This is a genomic window from Streptomyces sp. NPDC048291 (genome assembly GCF_043201715.1).
Lineage (GTDB): Bacteria > Actinomycetota > Actinomycetes > Streptomycetales > Streptomycetaceae > Streptomyces.
In genome coordinates, this window is the sequence record NZ_JBICZC010000007.1 from 270,037 (window position 1) to 285,831 (window position 15,795).

Sequence of the window (15,795 nt, forward strand, 5' to 3'; positions counted from 1 at the left end):
TCATGACGGCGGAATTCGGGCTCTCCTGGCTGTCCATGCAGTGCGACGGCCTGGATCTGACCCTGACCGTGGCGGAACTGGACTGCCTCGCGGACAGCAGCCGCAAGGGTGCCCTGCTCATGATCGCCGCCCGTTCGGTCACTGACGTTCCCGCGCCGGGCCACACCCTGCTCGGCCGGGACGTACGACGGCTGCTGGAGTCGCCTTTCGACGACGCCGTGCTGCGCACGGTGTGGGTCGGCGGCGCTGAAACTGCCTTCGATCCCGACTGGGACAAGGAGAGCATGCGGGACTGGCTGGCCGGGATCGAGGCGGCGTGGCTGGAGGCCGAACGGCTGGCGGACCCGGACTTCGTCCCGCCTCCGCCGGCGCAGGCGCCCGATTCGGGGCTGCGCGCGGCAGTGCTGGAAGCCGTCGACCGCGTGGCGCCCCGGCTGACGGCCGCGACGGAGGACCGTGTCTGGCCTCCCAAGCTCCCCGGCCTGGTGTCTGCTCTGACCGAGGTGGTCGAGAAGGTCGACGCGGACTTGGGGTTCCGGCTGTTCCTACGGGTGCTGAAGTCCTCGGCCCTGCCCATCGACCCGCGTGACCACCAGGCGTTCCTCGCGGTCGGCGAACGGTTCGGCTACCCGGACCTGGTCGGGGAGGGCTACCTCCATGTCGTGCCGATCGTGTCCTAGGCGCGGCTTGCGGCAGGGCAGGTGGTGAGCGGGCCACCCTGCGACCCGGGGCCCCGGAACGGCGACTGGCCGTTCCGGGGCCCCTGCGCTTTGGCGCGGCTCGGCATCTCAGCATCCAGGACAGTTCCATAAGGGGTTCACGCGCCTGTCTCAGTCCATTACCCTGGACTGAGAAGTGCATCGTAATGAACAGCGAATCCCCTGGACCGCCCGTGACCACCCCCAGCACCTCGCAGTCGGCGCCGGCCTCCACGGCCGCCCCGGTGTCCGTGTCCGCCGCCGGCCTCCCGGGCCGGCTCGGCTCGCTCGGGCCCGTTGGGCTGGTCCTCGCCGGAGGGATCTCCGTCCAGTTCGGCGGGGCCCTCGCCGTGACCCTGATGCCCCGGGCGGGCGCGCTCGGCGTGGTGACCCTGCGGCTGCTCGCGGCCGCGGTGATCCTGCTCGTCGTCTGCCGGCCACGCCTGCGCGGCCACTCCCGCACCGACTGGAGCACGGTGATCGTCTTCGGTATCACCATGGGTGCGATGAACGGCCTCTTCTACGAGGCGGTCGACCGCATCCCGCTGGGCCTCGCCGTCACCCTGGAGGTGCTGGGACCGCTGGCCCTGTCCGTGCTGGCCTCCCGGCGCGCGATCAGCGTGCTGTGGGCGGGACTGGCGCTGGGCGGTGTCTTCCTGATCGGCGGCGGAGACTTCAGCGGCCTCGACCCCGTGGGTGTCGGCCTGGCCCTGGCCGCCGGCGCCATGTGGGCCACCTACATCATCTTCAGCGCCCGTACCGGCCGCCGCTTCCCGCAGGCCGACGGGCTCGCCCTGGCCATGGCGGTCGCGGCCCTGCTGTTCCTCCCGCTGGGCGTCGCCGACGCCGGTTCCAGGCTGTTGGATCCGGTCACGGTCGCCCTGGGCTCGTCGGTCGCGGTCCTCTCCTCCGTCCTGCCCTACACCCTCGAACTCCTCGCGCTGCGGCGCCTGCCCGCCCACACCTTCGCCGTCCTGATGAGCCTGGAACCGGCCATCGCCACCATCGCCGGCTTCCTCGTCCTCGGCCAGGCCCTGTCGGCGACCCAGGCGGCCGCCGTCGCGCTCGTCGTCGCGGCGAGCATCGGCGCGGTCCGCTCCCAGGTGGGGCGCGGCCGGAAAGCGGCGGGCGGCGCCCAGCCGGAGCCGGTGGTCGCTGCACGGCCGGAGCCGGACCCGGTCGTCGCCGCTCAGCCGGAGGGGAACGGCAGCGCGTCCTGATAGCCGTTCGACGGCCGCTGGATCTTCTTCATGGTCTGGGCGTCCAGCGCGACCGGCGCGGACTTCGTGCCCAGCTTCCCGCCGGGGTGCCAGTTCCCCGTGACGGACACCCAGGTGTTGGCGGGCGGGATGCTGCCGCTGTAGATCCGCACCTTCACGGACTGCGCGTCCGCCGCGCAGCAGGAGATGATGATCCGGGTCAGGTCCCAGCTCCCGCCCCCCGGGACGGGCGTGACCAGCCCACTCATCTCCACGGTCCGCGCCTTGATGGCCAGCGAGCGGTCCTGCTGCACCCGCGTGGTGAAGTCCGTGAGCGTGATGGGCAGCGGCGAGGTCTTCGGCAGCGGGTCGAAGTCGTCCTGCTCCGCGACGACCTTGGCGGGCTGCCGGGCCGCGGTGTACGCGCCGAGCGCCGGCGGGGCGTAGAAGAGCAGACTCAGCGCGGGCAGCAGGAGCAGCCAGGCGACCCGGGGGACGGTCGAGTGGTCGTGGCCGTGGTGCTCTTCCGGCTCGTTGTGGGGGTCGGCCCCATGTGCGTGCGCGCCATGCCTGCCGTGCCCCGCCCGCTCGCCCCGCCCCTCCCGCACGGCCGCCTCCACGATGCCCAGCACCAGCAGCACGAACCCGGACGCGATCAGCAGCGGCCGCATCCCGGGCTTGACGTAGCGCAGGCACAGGTCGGTGAAGAGGGAGGCGTGCAGCAGGCCGAGGCCGCTGAGGATGAGCAGGGTCACCTGAAGGGGACGTCTCACTGGATTCCTCCTAGGGTGCCCCGGCTCGCAGGCCGGGGCGGAATCGGACGGCTCCCGCGGAGCAGGGCAGGGGAAGCCGAATCGCCGTCAGGGCGATTTGACGTCTGCCGCGGCGGTGTCGCGCTCGGCCTCCAGCCGGTAGACGATCTCGGAGTTGAGGGACCTGCGGGCGGACTTGGCTTCAGCGACCAGCCATGCGTGCAGGCCGACGGGCAGCCGGAGGGTGATGCGCTTCTCTTCATCCATGACATCAGAATAGTGGTCTTCTGCCTCTCGACCGGCGGTAGAATGACACTATGGCGACACGACAAAAGGTTTCGGAGGATGTCGGGCGCACCCGGTACACCTACCGGCTTCGCGTTTCGTCGACAGCCCGCACTGCTCTGCTCGCGGAGTGGGGCCGGTGTCGCTGGGTGTGGAATGAGGCTGTGGCCAAGTCCCGCCAGGTGCACGCCCGCAACCGGGCGCACCCCGAGGACAAGCAGACGTGCGGCCCGGCCCAGCTCGACAAGATGCTGACCGACGCCCGTGCCCGCACGCCATGGCTTCGCGATGGCGCCTCGGTTCCGCAGCAGCAGATCATCCGCGACTTCGCCAAATCTCGGTCCAAGGCGCTGAAGGACATTGAGAAGCGCCTGCCGATGCGGCAGCGTGCGGGCATGCCCCGGAGCAAGAAGAAGCGCGAGGCGCTGCCCACGTTGAACTACACGCAGCGCGGATTCCGGCTGAAGGACGGCCGCCTCCACCTCGCGGGCGGGATCGCCTTGACTGTGGTGTGGTCGCGCGAACTTCCGTCCGCGCCCTCTTCGGTGCGGGTGTACCAGGATGCGGCGGAGCACTGGTACGCCTCGTTCGTCGTCTCCACCGAAGCGCAACCGCTCCCAGCCACAGGCCGCGTGCTCGGCGTGGACTGGGGCGTCAAGGAAACCGCCACCACTACCAGCGACGCCCACGACCTCCCCCACGCTCAGTACGGGCGGAAGGCGCAGGCCAAGCTGACCCGCTACGACCGGATGATGGCCCGTCGCAAGCCTAAGAAGGGGCAGGCCGCCTCGAAGGGCTACCGTGAGGCGAAGAAGTGGCGGGCCAAGGCGTACGCGAAGGTGGCCAGGCAGCGCCAGGACGCCGGCCGCAAGTGGGCGAAGAAGGTTGTGACCGACCACGATGCCATCGCCGTCGAGGACTTCCGGCCGAAGTTCCTCGCGAAAACCACCATGGCCCGCCAGGCGGCGGACGCCGCGATCGGCGCCACCAAGACGGCCCTGATCGAGATGGGCCGAAAACACAGGCGGGACGTCCGCCTCGTGCATCCCGCGCACACCACCATGGACTGCGCGTCGTGCGGAGCGAGAACCAAGCACGCACTTCCTCTTTCGGAACGTACCTACACCTGCACCGCGTGCGAAGCCGTGTCTCCCAGGGACAAGAACTCCGCCCGCGTGATGCTCGTCCGGGCTGGTCTCAACCCGGCTGGTGCTGAAGGCGTAAGACCTCCGGGAGCGCTGCTCCCGGAGGCTGCCTGAGCCAGGAATTCCCTCCTTCAGGGAGGGGAGGATGTCAAAGCAGCACTCCTCCGACCAGCACACTGCACAGGACCGCGACGACCGTGGTGGCGGCCGAGAAGCGGGCCGCGAAGGCCCGTCCGAACGTGCCCGCCTGCAACGCGATCAGCTTGAGGTCCACCATGGGCCCGACCACCATGAACGCCAGCCTGGCGGTGGGCGAGAAACCCGTGAGCGACGACGCCACGAACGCGTCCGCCTCCGAGCACACCGCGAGGATGATCGCCAGCGCCGCCAGGAACAGCACCGACAGCCAGGGCGAACCGGAGAAGGTGTCGAGGACCGACCGCGGTACGGCCACGTTGAAGGTGGCCGCGGCCATGGCGCCGACCACCAGGAAACCGCCGGCCTGGAGGAAGTCGTGCTGGAAACCGCGCCGGAACTCCGTCCAGCGGTTGTGCCCCGGCTGGTGCCCGGTGTGCCGTACGGCGGGCCGCAGCCACTCCTCCCGGCCCAGCCAGAGCCACAGCCAGCCCATCACGGCAGCGGTGACCAGCGAGGCGACCAGCCGGGCCAGCACCATGAGGGGGGTGCCGGGGAAGGCGATGGCGGTGGCGGTCAGCACGACCGGGTTGATGGCGGGCGCGGAGAGCAGGAACGCGAAGGCCGCGGCCGGGGTGACCCCGCGCCCGATCAGACTGCTGGCCACCGGCACCGACGCGCACTCGCAGCCCGGCAGCACGACCCCGGCGACCCCGGCGACCGGCACGGCGAGCGCGGGCCGCTTGGGCAGCAGCCGGGTGAACACCCGCTCCGGCACGAACGCGTTGATCGCCCCCGACAGCGCCGTACCGAGCAGCAGAAACGGTGTCGCCTGCACGATCACCGCGAGGCACACCGTCTGCCAGGCCTCCAGCGCGGCCTTGCTGACGCCCTGGCCCACGAGGAAGAGGGCGGTACCGGGCAGGACGGCGGCGGCCACGAGGAGGAGGGGCCAGAAGCGGGGCGGTTCGCGCGGGGGCGGGTCCTCGGTCCCCGCGTCCACCGGGTAGCCGCCTGCCTCGCCCGCCGGGGGTGTCAAGACGGCAGTCGTCTCGGCCCCCACGGCGCGTTCATCTGTCCTCCGCACGCCCCGCACGCCTCACACATCACTCCATCGCCGGATGTTCGCATCGAACATAGGGCATGACGGTCCCCCTGCCACGACGGGTTGTGCCAAGGTTTGCCCCGGCCTGACTCCGGATGCCGCCAAGGACCACCGCCACGGCGTCACACCGCCACAGCCTCAGAGCGCCTCGGCCGCCCTGTGTGCCCGGCCACGGCTCTCCCGAATTCATGCAAGCGTGCTTGATTGTTTCTGGGCCCGCTGCCATGCTCCCCCCATGTCCGATCCGACGCCCGTCATCGACGACCTGCGTGAGGAGAGTGCGGAACTCGACCGGCTGGTAGCCGAGTTGGGTACCGAGCAGTGGGCTCTCGCCACCCCCGCACCCCGCTGGACCGTCGCCCACCAGATCGCCCACCTCGCCTGGACCGACCACTCCTCGCTGCTGGCCGTGACCGACCAGGACGCCTTCTCCCGCGAGGTCGAGAAGGCGCTGACCCAGCCCGGGGACTTCGTGGACAACGGGGCCGAGGAAGGCGCCGCCAAGCCCCCCGCCGAGTTGCTGGCGGACTGGCGGGCCGGGCGCGAGGCCCTGGACCAGGCGCTGCGCGCGGCGCCCGCACCGGCGCGTTTCCCCTGGTACGGCCCCCCTATGTCGGTCGCCTCCATGGCCACCGCCCGGCTGATGGAGACCTGGGCACACGGCCTCGACATCGCCGACGCGCTGGGTGTGTCCCGTACCCCCACCGACCGGCTCCGGCACATCGCCCGACTCGGCGTCCGCACCCGCGACTTCGCTTTCGGCGTGCACGGACAGCCCGTGCCGTTCGAGGAGTTCCGCGTCGAACTGACCGCCCCGTCAGGCGAACTGTGGACCTACGGACCCGACGACGCCGACGACCGCGTCACCGGCCCCGCCCTCGACTTCTGCCTCCTGGTCACCCAGCGCGCCCATCGCGCCGACCTCGCCCTCGAAGCCACCGGCCCGGACGCCGACCGCTGGCTCGACATCGCCCAGGCCTTCGCGGGCCCGCCGGGACCCGGCCGCACCCCGAAGGGCGGCACCCCGTGACCCTGCGCATAGGCAACGCCTCCGGCTTCTACGGCGACCGTTTCGACGCGCTGCGGGAGATGCTCGCCGGCGGCGAACTCGACGTCCTCACCGGCGACTACCTCGCCGAGCTGACCATGCTCATCCTGGGCCGCGACCGGCTCAAGGACCCCGGCGCCGGATACGCCCGCACCTTCCTGCGCCAGCTGGAGGACTGCCTGGGCCTGGCCCACGAGCGGGGCGTGCGGATCGTCACCAACGCCGGCGGCCTCAACCCGGCCGGACTCGCCGACGCCGTACGGCAGCTCGCCGACCGGCTCGGCATACCTGTGCGCGTCGCACATGTGGAGGGCGACGACCTCACCGCCGCCCACCCCGGCAGCCTCGCCGCCCACGCCTACCTCGGCGGCTTCGGGATCGCCGAGTGCCTGCGCGCCGGCGCCGACATCGTGGTCACCGGCCGGGTCACCGACGCGGCCCTGGTCACCGGGCCCGCCGCCGCCCACTTCGGCTGGCGGCCAGGGGACTACGACCGGCTCGCCGGCGCCGTCGTCGCCGGGCACGTCCTGGAGTGCGGGACGCAGGCCACCGGCGGCAACTACGCCTTCTTCGCCGAGGCCGAGGCCGGAGCCGGAGCCGCAGCGGGGGCGGGCCGCGACCTCCGCCGCCCCGGCTTCCCGCTCGCCGAAATCCACGAGGACGGCAGCTGCGTCATCACCAAGCACCCCGGCACCGGCGGCTTCGTCGACGTCGGCACGGTGACCGCCCAGCTCCTCTACGAGACCGGCGGCGCCCGCTACGCCGGACCCGACGTCACCGCCCGCCTGGACAGCGTCCGGCTGAGCCCGGACGGCCCGGACCGGGTGCGGATCGAGGGCGTCCGGGGCGAGGCCCCGCCCCCGACCCTCAAGGTCGGCCGCAACCGGCTGGGCGGCTTCCGCAACGAGGTCGTCTTCGTGCTCACCGGGCTCGACATCGAGGCGAAGGCGGCCCTCGTACAGGAACAGATGGGGGACGCGCTCACGCGAGCCAAGCAGGCGCCGTCGGAGATCCGCTGGGACCTCGTCCGCACCGACCGCCCCGACGCCGACACCGAGGAGACGGCCAGCGCGCTGCTCCGGCTCGTCGTACGGGACCGGGACCAGGAGACCGTGGGCCGGGCGCTGACCGGCGCCGCCGTGGAACTCGCGCTCGCCAGCTACCCCGGCTTCCATGTGCTCGCCCCACCGGGAAAGGGCGCGCCCTATGGGGTCTTCGAGGATGTGTACGTCCCCCAGGAGGAGGTGCCCCATGTGGCCGTCCTCCATGACGGACGACGGACCCCCGTGCCGCCGGCCCAGGACGCCCTCGTGCTCCAGGACCCGTCCGAACCCCCGCTGCCCGAGCCGCCCTCCGAGGGCGGCCCCACCCGGCGGGCGCCGCTCGGGCTCGTCGCCGGCGCCCGCAGCGGGGACAAGGGCGGCAACGCCAACGTCGGCGTCTGGGTGCGCTCGGACGAGGCGTGGCGCTGGCTCGCACACACCCTGACCGTCGACACCTTCCGCCAGCTGCTCCCCGAGACCGCCGAGCTGAAGGTCACCCGGCACGTCCTCCCGAACCTCCGCGCCCTCAACTTCACCGTCGAAGGCATCCTCGGCGAAGGTGTGGCCGCGCAACACCGTTTCGACCCCCAGGCCAAGGCCCTCGGCGAATGGCTCCGCTCCCGCCACCTGGACATCCCGGAGGCCCTGCTGTGACGGTCATCGAGACCACCCTCGACACCCACACCCCCGACTACCGGGCGAACCGCGACGCCATGCTCGCCAAGCTCACCGACCTGGAGGCCGAACACGCCAAGGCCCTCGCGGGCGGCGGCGCGAAGTACGTCGAACGGCACCGCAAGCGCGGCAAGCTCCTCGCCCGCGAGCGCATCGAACTCCTCCTCGACCCCGACACCCCCTTCCTGGAGCTGTCCCCGCTGGCCGCCTGGGGCAGCGCCTACGCGGTCGGCGCCTCGCTGGTCACCGGGATCGGGGTGGTCGAGGGCGTGGAGTGCCTGATCACCGCCAACGACCCGACGGTGCGCGGCGGCGCCAGCAACCCCTGGTCGCTGAAGAAGGCGCTGCGCGCCAACGACATCGCCCTTGCCAACCGGCTGCCCTGCATCAGCCTGGTCGAGTCCGGCGGCGCCGACCTGCCCTCGCAGAAGGAGATCTTCATCCCGGGCGGCGCCATCTTCCGCGACCTCACCCGGCTCTCGGCCGCCGGGATCCCCACCGTCGCCGTCGTCTTCGGCAACTCCACCGCCGGCGGTGCCTACATCCCCGGCATGTCCGACCACGTGATCATGGTCAAGGAGCGCGCCAAGGTCTTCCTCGGCGGACCGCCCCTGGTGAAGATGGCCACCGGCGAGGAGAGCGACGACGAGTCGCTGGGCGGCGCCGAGATGCACGCGCGCGTGTCGGGCCTCGCCGACTACTTCGCCGTCGACGAACCGGACGCGCTCCGGCAGGCCCGGCGTGTGGTCGCCCGCCTGAACCACCGCAAGGCGCACCCCGACCCCGGCCCCGCCGAACCGCCCAAGTACGCGGCCGACGAACTCCTCGGCATCGTCCCCGGCGACCTGAAGATCCCCTTCGATCCGCGCGAGGTGATCGCCCGCCTGGTCGACGCCTCCGACTTCGACGAGTTCAAGCCGCTGTACGGGACGAGTCTCGCGACCGGCTGGGCGAGCCTGCACGGCTACCCGGTCGGCATCCTGGCGAACGCACAGGGCGTGCTGTTCAGCCAGGAGTCCCAGAAGGCCGCCCAGTTCATCCAGCTGGCCAACCAGCGCGACATCCCCCTCCTCTTCCTCCACAACACCACCGGCTACATGGTCGGCAGGGAGTACGAGCAGGGCGGCATCATCAAGCACGGCGCGATGATGATCAACGCGGTCAGCAACAGCCGTGTCCCGCACCTCTCCGTCCTCATGGGCGCCTCCTACGGCGCCGGGCACTACGGCATGTGCGGCCGGGCCTACGACCCCCGCTTCCTGTTCGCCTGGCCCAGCGCCAAGTCCGCCGTCATGGGCCCGCAGCAGCTCGCGGGCGTGCTCTCGATCGTCGCCCGCCAGTCGGCCGCCGCGAAGGGGCAGCCGTACGACGAGGACGGCGACGCGGCGCTGCGCGCCATGGTCGAGCAGCAGATCGAGTCCGAGTCGCTGCCCGCGTTCCTGTCCGGGCGGCTGTACGACGACGGCGTCATCGACCCGCGCGACACCCGCACCGTCCTCGGCCTGTGCCTGTCCGCCATCCACACCGCCCCCTACGAGGGCGCGCGGGGCGGCTTCGGCGTCTTCCGGATGTGAGGCATCACATGATCTCGACCCTGCTCGTCGCCAACCGCGGCGAGATCGCCTGCCGGATCTTCCGCACCTGCGCCGAACTCGGCATCAGGACCGTCGCCGTGCACTCCGACGCCGACGGGAACGCACTCCACGCGCGCGTGGCCGACACCGCCGTACGGCTGCCGGGCGCCACCCCCGCCGACACCTACCTGCGCGGCGACCTGGTGGTGAAGGCGGCCGTGAGCGCCGGCGCGGACGCCGTGCACCCCGGGTACGGCTTCCTCTCCGAGAACGCCGACTTCGCACGGGCCGTCATCGACGCGGGGCTGGTCTGGATCGGGCCGCCCCCCGAGGCGATCGAGGCGATGGCGTCCAAGACCCGCGCCAAGGAGCTGATGGGCATCGCCCCGCTCGGCGAGGTGCGCGGGTCCGACCTGCCGGTGCTGGTCAAGGCGGCCGCCGGCGGCGGCGGGCGCGGCATGCGCATCGTGCGCCGCCTCGGCGAACTGGACGCCGCGCTGGAGGGCGCGCGCGCCGAGGCCGCGAGCGCCTTCGGCGACGGCGAGGTCTTCGTCGAGCCGTACATCGAGCGCGGCCGCCATGTCGAGGTGCAGATCCTCGCCGACACCCACGGCACGGTCTGGCCGCTCGGCACCCGTGACTGCTCGCTCCAGCGCAGGCACCAGAAGGTCGTCGAGGAGGCACCCGCGCCCGGCCTCCCCGAGGGGCTGGTGAAGGAACTCCACGCGCTGGCCGTGCGCGCCGCGCGCTCCGTCGCCTACGTCGGCGCGGGCACCGTCGAGTTCCTCGTCGCCGACGGCAGGGCGCACTTCCTGGAGATGAACACCCGCCTCCAGGTCGAACACCCCGTCACCGAAGCGGTGTTCGGCCTGGACCTCGTCGCCGAACAGATCCGCGTCGCCGAGGGCCGCACCCTGCCGCTCGACGCCCCACGCGCGCGTGGCCACGCGATCGAGGCCCGCCTCTACGCCGAGGACCCCGCCCGCGACTGGGCCCCGCAGACCGGCACCCTGCACCGCCTCGCCGTACCGGACAGCGTCCGCCTGGACACCGGCTACACCGACGGCGACGAGATCGGCGTCCACTACGACGCGATGCTCGCGAAAGTCGTTGCCCACGCCCCCACCCGCGCGGAAGCCCTCCGCAAACTGGCCCACGCCCTCGAACAGGCCACCCTGCACGGCCCCGCCACCAACCGCGACCTCCTCGTCCGCTCCCTGCGCCACGAGGAGTTCACTACGGCCCGCATGGACACCGGCTTCTACGACCGCCACCTCGCCCACCTCACGGCACCCGCCCCCGACCCGCACGCCCCCCTCGCCGCCGCCCTGGCCGACGCGCACGGCCGCTCCCGCTTCGGCGGTTGGCGCAACCTGCCCTCCCAGCCCCAGACCAAGCGCTACCTGATGGCCGGCGAGGAGCACGAGACCCACTACCGGCACACCCGCGAGGGCCTCACGGCAGACGGCGTACGGGTCGTGCACGCCGGCGCGCGACTGGTCGTACTCGACATCGACGGCGTACACCGCAGGTTCGAGGTCGCGCGTTACGGCGACCATGTCCACGTCAACAACACGACCCTCACCGCCCTGCCCCGCTTCCCCGACGCCAAGGCTCAGCTGGCACCGGGATCCCTGCTGGCACCGATGCCGGGAACGGTCGTACGGATGGCCGAAGGCCTGGAAGCAGGGGCAGCGGTGGAGGCCGGCCAGCCCCTTCTCTGGCTGGAGGCGATGAAGATGCAGCACCAGATCACCGCACCGGTCACGGGCACGCTGAGCGAACTGCGAGTCGTGGTCGGCCAACAGGTGGAGCCCGGCTCTCTACTGGCAGTAGTGCAAGCAACTTAGGGGCGCGGGGAACTGCGCGAGCAACCACATACAACCCGCACCCGAAGGAGCCACCATGAACGCCCAAATCGAAACCGACGAACACAAGGCACTCCGCGCAGCGGTGGCCACTCTCGGCGCCAAATACGGCCGCGACTACATCACCCGCACGATCGCCGAAGGCCGCCCCCCGACCGAACTCTGGCAGGAGGCCGGAAAACTCGGCTACCTCGGCGTCAACCTCCCGGAGGAGTACGGCGGCGGAGGCAGCGGCATCGCCGAACTCTCCATCGTCCTCGAAGAGCTGGGCGCGGCAGGCTCGCCGCTGCTGATGCTCGTCGTCTCACCCGCCATCTGCGGCACCGTGATCGCCCGCTTCGGCACCGAGGAGCAGAAGCGGACCTGGCTGCCCGGCCTCTCCGACGGTTCCCGCCTCATGGCGTTCGGCATCACCGAACCCGACGCCGGCTCCAACTCCCACCGCATCACCACCACCGCCCGCCGCGACCCGGCCGGCGGCGACTGGCTGCTCACCGGCCGCAAGGTCTTCATCTCCGGCGTCGACCTGGCCGACGCCGTCCTGATCGTCGGCCGCACCGAGGACGCCCGCACCGGCCGCCTCAAGCCCTGCCTGTTCATCGTCCCGACCGACGCCGAGGGCTTCCACAAGCAGCCCATCGACATGGAACTCAACGCCGCCGAGAAGCAGTTCGAGCTCACCCTCGACGACGTACGGCTACCCGCCGACGCCCTCGTCGGCGACGAGGACGCGGGCCTGCTGCAACTGTTCGCCGGACTCAACCCCGAGCGGATCATGACGGCCGCGTTCGCGATCGGCATGGGCCGCTACGCGCTCTCCAAAGCGATCGAGTACGCGCGCGACCGCACTGTCTGGAAGGCCCCCATCGGCGCCCACCAGGCCATCGCGCACCCCCTCGCCCAGGCGCACATCGACCTCGAACTGGCCCGCCTGATGATGCAGAAGGCAGCACACCTGTACGACGCGGGCGACGACATCGGCGCAGGTGAAGCCGCCAACATGGCGAAATACGCGGCGGGCGAGGCGTGCGTGAAGGCCGTCGACCAGGCCGTGCACACCCTCGGCGGCAACGGACTCACCCGGGAATTCGGGCTCGCCTCATTGATAACGGCCGCGCGCGTGGCTCGTATTGCTCCGGTGAGCAGGGAGATGATTCTCAACTACGTCTCCCACCAGACCCTCGGCCTGCCCAAGTCCTACTGAGGTCGACTCCTACCGAGGTCGACTCAGTCCGCACCGAGGCCGTACCGAGGCCCAAGGCCGCCTTGGAGGAACCGTGTTCCGCAGTGAGTACGCAGACGTTGCGCCCGTAGAACTCCCCATCCACGAGGCCGTGCTGGGCCGGGCCGCCGAGTTCGGCGACGCGCCCGCCCTGATCGACGGCACCGACGGCACCACCCTCACGTACGCACAACTGGACCGGTTCCACCGGCGGATCGCGGCGGCGCTCGCCGACACGGGCGTCCGCAAGGGCGACGTCCTCGCCCTGCACAGCCCCAACACGGTCGCCTTCCCGACCGCGTTCTACGCGGCCACGCGCGCGGGTGCCTCCGTCACCACCGTGCACCCGCTCGCCACGCCCGAGGAGTTCGCCAAACAGCTCCAGGACTCCGCGGCCCGCTGGATCGTCACCGTCTCACCGCTCCTGGCGACCGCCCGCAGGGCCGCCGAACTCGCCGGCGGCATAGCGGAGATATTCGTCTGCGACAGCGCACCCGGACACCGCTCCCTGCTCGACATGCTCGCCGGTGAGGCCCCCGAGCCGCAGGTCGACATCGACCCCGCCGAGGACGTCGCCGCCCTGCCGTACTCCTCCGGCACCACCGGCGTCCCCAAGGGCGTGATGCTCACCCACCGGCAGATCGCCACCAACCTCGCCCAGCTCGAACCCGCCGTCCCGGCCGGCCCCGGCGACCGCATCCTCGCGGTCCTCCCGCTCTTCCACATCTACGGCCTCACCGCGCTCATGAACGCGCCGCTCCGCGCGGGCGCCACCGTCGTCGTCCTGCCCCGCTTCGACCTGGACACCTTCCTCGCCGCCATCCAGAACCACCGCATCACCGGCCTGTACGTCGCCCCGCCGATCGTCCTCGCCCTCGCCAAGCACCCCAAGGTCGCCGACTACGACCTCTCCTCCCTGAAGTACGTCATGAGCGCCGCCGCACCCCTGGACGCCCGCCTCGCCGCCGCCTGTTCGCAGCGCCTCGGCCTGCCGCCGGTCGCCCAGGCCTACGGCATGACGGAACTCTCGCCCGGCACCCACGTCACCCCGCTCGACGCCCTGGACCAGGCACCGCCCGGCACCGTCGGCAAGCTCATCGCCGGCACCGAGATGCGGATCGTCTCCCTCGACGACCCGCACAAGGACGTCATCACCGGCGAACCCGGCGAGATCCTCATCCGCGGCCCCCAGGTCATGAAGGGCTACCTCGGCCGCCCCGACGCCACCGCCGACATGATCGACACCGACGGCTGGCTGCACACCGGCGATGTCGGCCACGTCGACGCCGACGGCTGGCTGTTCGTCGTCGACCGGGTCAAGGAACTCATCAAGTACAAGGGCTTCCAGGTGGCCCCCGCCGAACTGGAGGCACTCCTGCTCACCCACCCGGGCATCGCCGACGCCGCCGTCGTCGGCGCCTACAACGACGACGGCAACGAGATCCCGCACGCCTTCGTCGTCCGCCAGCCCACCGCCGCCGACCTCACCGAGAACGAGACCATGCTGTACGTCGCCGAACGCGTCGCACCCTACAAACGCGTCCGCAAGGTCACCTTCATCGCCGGAGTGCCCCGCGCGGCCTCCGGGAAGATACTCCGCCGCGAACTGCGCGCCCTCGCGAAGACCGCGGAACCCGAGGAGCGCCCATGACGTTGATCGGACGGGCACACGCGCGTGCCGTCACCACCCTCAGCCTCGACGCCACCGCCACCCGCAACGCCCTGTCCGCCGCCCTCGTCGCCGAACTCGCCGAGGCCCTCACCGACTGCGCCAAGGACCCCGACGTCCGGGCCGTCGTCCTCACCCACACCGGCACGACGTTCAGCGCCGGCGCCGACCTGCGCGACCCGCCCGACCCCGACGCGCTCGTCGGCCTCCTCCGGCAGCTCGTCGAACTGCCCAGACCCGTCGTCGCCCGCGTCACCGGCCACGTCCGCGCGGGCGGCCTCGGCCTCCTCGCCGCCTGCGACATCGCCGCCGCCTCCGCCGACTCCACCTTCGCCTTCACGGAGGTACGGATCGGCGTCGCCCCCGCGGTGATCTCCCTGCCCCTCCTCCCGCGCACCGACCCCCGGGCCCTCGCCCGCTACTACCTCACCGGCGAACGCTTCGACCCGGCCGAAGCCGTCCGCCTGGGCCTCCTCACCACCACCGCCGACGACGTCGACACCGCCCTCGAACCCATCCTCGACGGCCTCCGCCGCTCCGCCCCCCAGGCCCTGGCCGAGACGAAACAGCTGCTCACGGCTAGGGTGCTGGAGACATTCGACCGGGACGCGGCCACCCTCACCGCACTCTCGGCCCGGCTGTTCTCCTCCGACCAGGCCCGCGAGGGGATGACGGCCTTCCTCGAACGACGGGACGCGGCGTGGGTGGTGTGAACACGGGCGTGAGCACGGGTACGGGCACGGCGGAACGCGCCCCGAAACAGGACCGCAGCCGGGCCACCCGGCAGCGGCTCCTGGAGGCCGCCGTGGCCTGCCTCGCCGAACACGGCTGGACCGGCTCCACGGTCGCGGTCGTCGCCGAACGCGCCGGCGTCTCCCGGGGCGCGGCCCAGCACCACTTCCCGACCCGTGAGGACCTCTTCACGGCCGCCGTCGAATACGTCGCCGAGGAACGCTCCACGGCCCTGCGCGCCCTGTTCCCCGAAGGCACCGCCGGCGACCGCCGCGCAGCCGTCACGGCCATCGTCGACCTCTTCACCGGGCCCCTCTTCCGCGCCGCCCTCCACCTCTGGGTGGCCGCCTCCAACGAGGACCAGCTCCGCCCCCGGGTGACGGAACTGGAGGCCCGCGTCGGCCGCGAGACCCACCGCATCGCCGTCGACCTCCTCGCCGCCGACGAATCCCGCCCCGGCACCCGCGAAACCGTCCAGGGCCTCCTGGACATGGCAAGGGGCCTGGGCCTGGCCAACCTCCTGACGGACGACAGGGCGCGGCGGGAACGGGTGGTGGCCCAGTGGGCGGCACTGCTCGACGAGGTACTGGACAGCGCCCCGTAAGGGGCGCGGGGAACTGCGCGAGCAACCACACACAACCCGCG

13 protein-coding genes and 1 pseudogene are annotated in these 15,795 nt (G+C 71.8%); 11 read left to right on the forward strand and 3 right to left on the reverse strand.

The window, feature by feature from the left end; all coding sequences use genetic code 11:
* The first annotated feature begins 2 nt into the window (after nucleotides 1–2).
* Together ACGF5O_RS20725 and ACGF5O_RS20730 are read left to right on the forward strand one after the other, a co-directional pair.
* Entirely contained in the window at nucleotides 3–680 is a 678-nt protein-coding gene (locus tag ACGF5O_RS20725) for a hypothetical protein (protein WP_393811311.1), read from the forward strand.
* A 185-nt stretch (nucleotides 681–865) separates the two neighbouring features.
* A complete protein-coding gene (locus tag ACGF5O_RS20730; RefSeq protein ID WP_393811312.1) occupies nucleotides 866–1,918 on the forward strand; it encodes a DMT family transporter in 1,053 nt (350 codons plus the stop codon).
* On the opposite strand, the gene ACGF5O_RS20735 is transcribed toward ACGF5O_RS20730, so the two are convergent.
* Both ACGF5O_RS20735 and ACGF5O_RS20740 read right to left on the reverse strand, forming a co-directional pair.
* Entirely contained in the window at nucleotides 1,888–2,670 is a 783-nt protein-coding gene (locus tag ACGF5O_RS20735; RefSeq protein ID WP_393811313.1) for a TIGR03943 family putative permease subunit, read from the reverse strand. The genes ACGF5O_RS20730 and ACGF5O_RS20735 overlap by 31 nt on opposite strands.
* Nucleotides 2,671–2,757: 87 nt before the next feature.
* Nucleotides 2,758–2,940, reverse strand: a pseudogene (locus ACGF5O_RS20740) (Arc family DNA-binding protein); the annotation flags it as partial.
* 26 nt (nucleotides 2,941–2,966) lie between these two features.
* On the opposite strand from ACGF5O_RS20740, the gene ACGF5O_RS20745 reads away from it, so the two are divergent.
* Nucleotides 2,967–4,193 carry an RNA-guided endonuclease InsQ/TnpB family protein gene (locus tag ACGF5O_RS20745; protein WP_393811314.1) on the forward strand — a complete coding sequence of 409 codons (1,227 nt, stop codon included), beginning with the start codon at nucleotides 2,967–2,969 and terminating at the stop codon, nucleotides 4,191–4,193.
* A gap of 34 nt (nucleotides 4,194–4,227) precedes the next feature.
* On the opposite strand, the gene ACGF5O_RS20750 is transcribed toward ACGF5O_RS20745, so the two are convergent.
* Nucleotides 4,228–5,301, reverse strand: a complete 1,074-nt coding sequence (locus ACGF5O_RS20750) for a permease (protein WP_393811315.1) — start codon at nucleotides 5,299–5,301, stop codon at nucleotides 4,228–4,230.
* A gap of 253 nt (nucleotides 5,302–5,554) precedes the next feature.
* On the opposite strand from ACGF5O_RS20750, the gene ACGF5O_RS20755 reads away from it, so the two are divergent.
* The 8 genes from ACGF5O_RS20755 to ACGF5O_RS20790 all read left to right on the forward strand — a co-directional run bounded on the left by ACGF5O_RS20755 (nucleotide 5,555) and on the right by ACGF5O_RS20790 (nucleotide 15,754).
* On the forward strand, nucleotides 5,555–6,349 hold the full coding sequence (locus ACGF5O_RS20755) for a TIGR03084 family metal-binding protein (protein WP_393811316.1): 795 nt from the start codon (nucleotides 5,555–5,557) through the stop codon (nucleotides 6,347–6,349).
* A complete protein-coding gene (locus ACGF5O_RS20760; RefSeq protein ID WP_393811317.1) occupies nucleotides 6,346–8,064 on the forward strand; it encodes an acyclic terpene utilization AtuA family protein in 1,719 nt (572 codons plus the stop codon). Before ACGF5O_RS20755 ends, ACGF5O_RS20760 begins: the two co-directional genes overlap by 4 nt.
* The gene (locus ACGF5O_RS20765; RefSeq protein ID WP_393811318.1) at nucleotides 8,061–9,659 is read left to right on the forward strand and encodes an acyl-CoA carboxylase subunit beta; all 1,599 of its coding nucleotides are present in this window, start codon (nucleotides 8,061–8,063) and stop codon (nucleotides 9,657–9,659) included. The genes ACGF5O_RS20760 and ACGF5O_RS20765 overlap by 4 nt, the downstream gene beginning before the upstream one ends.
* Nucleotides 9,660–9,667: 8 nt before the next feature.
* Entirely contained in the window at nucleotides 9,668–11,509 is a 1,842-nt protein-coding gene (locus ACGF5O_RS20770; protein WP_393811319.1) for an acetyl/propionyl/methylcrotonyl-CoA carboxylase subunit alpha, read from the forward strand.
* Nucleotides 11,510–11,564: 55 nt separating this feature from the next.
* The gene (locus tag ACGF5O_RS20775; protein ID WP_393811320.1) at nucleotides 11,565–12,731 is read left to right on the forward strand and encodes an acyl-CoA dehydrogenase family protein; all 1,167 of its coding nucleotides are present in this window, start codon (nucleotides 11,565–11,567) and stop codon (nucleotides 12,729–12,731) included.
* 73 nt (nucleotides 12,732–12,804) lie between these two features.
* Nucleotides 12,805–14,400: a 4-coumarate--CoA ligase family protein gene (locus ACGF5O_RS20780; protein WP_393811321.1), complete on the forward strand. Its 1,596-nt coding sequence runs from the start codon at nucleotides 12,805–12,807 to the stop codon at nucleotides 14,398–14,400.
* On the forward strand, nucleotides 14,397–15,131 hold the full coding sequence (locus ACGF5O_RS20785; protein WP_393811322.1) for an enoyl-CoA hydratase family protein: 735 nt from the start codon (nucleotides 14,397–14,399) through the stop codon (nucleotides 15,129–15,131). The genes ACGF5O_RS20780 and ACGF5O_RS20785 overlap by 4 nt, the downstream gene beginning before the upstream one ends.
* Nucleotides 15,119–15,754 (forward strand): TetR/AcrR family transcriptional regulator, encoded by a 636-nt coding sequence (locus ACGF5O_RS20790; RefSeq protein WP_393811323.1) that lies wholly within the window; start codon nucleotides 15,119–15,121, stop codon nucleotides 15,752–15,754. The genes ACGF5O_RS20785 and ACGF5O_RS20790 overlap by 13 nt, the downstream gene beginning before the upstream one ends.
* Nucleotides 15,755–15,795 lie beyond the last annotated feature (41 nt).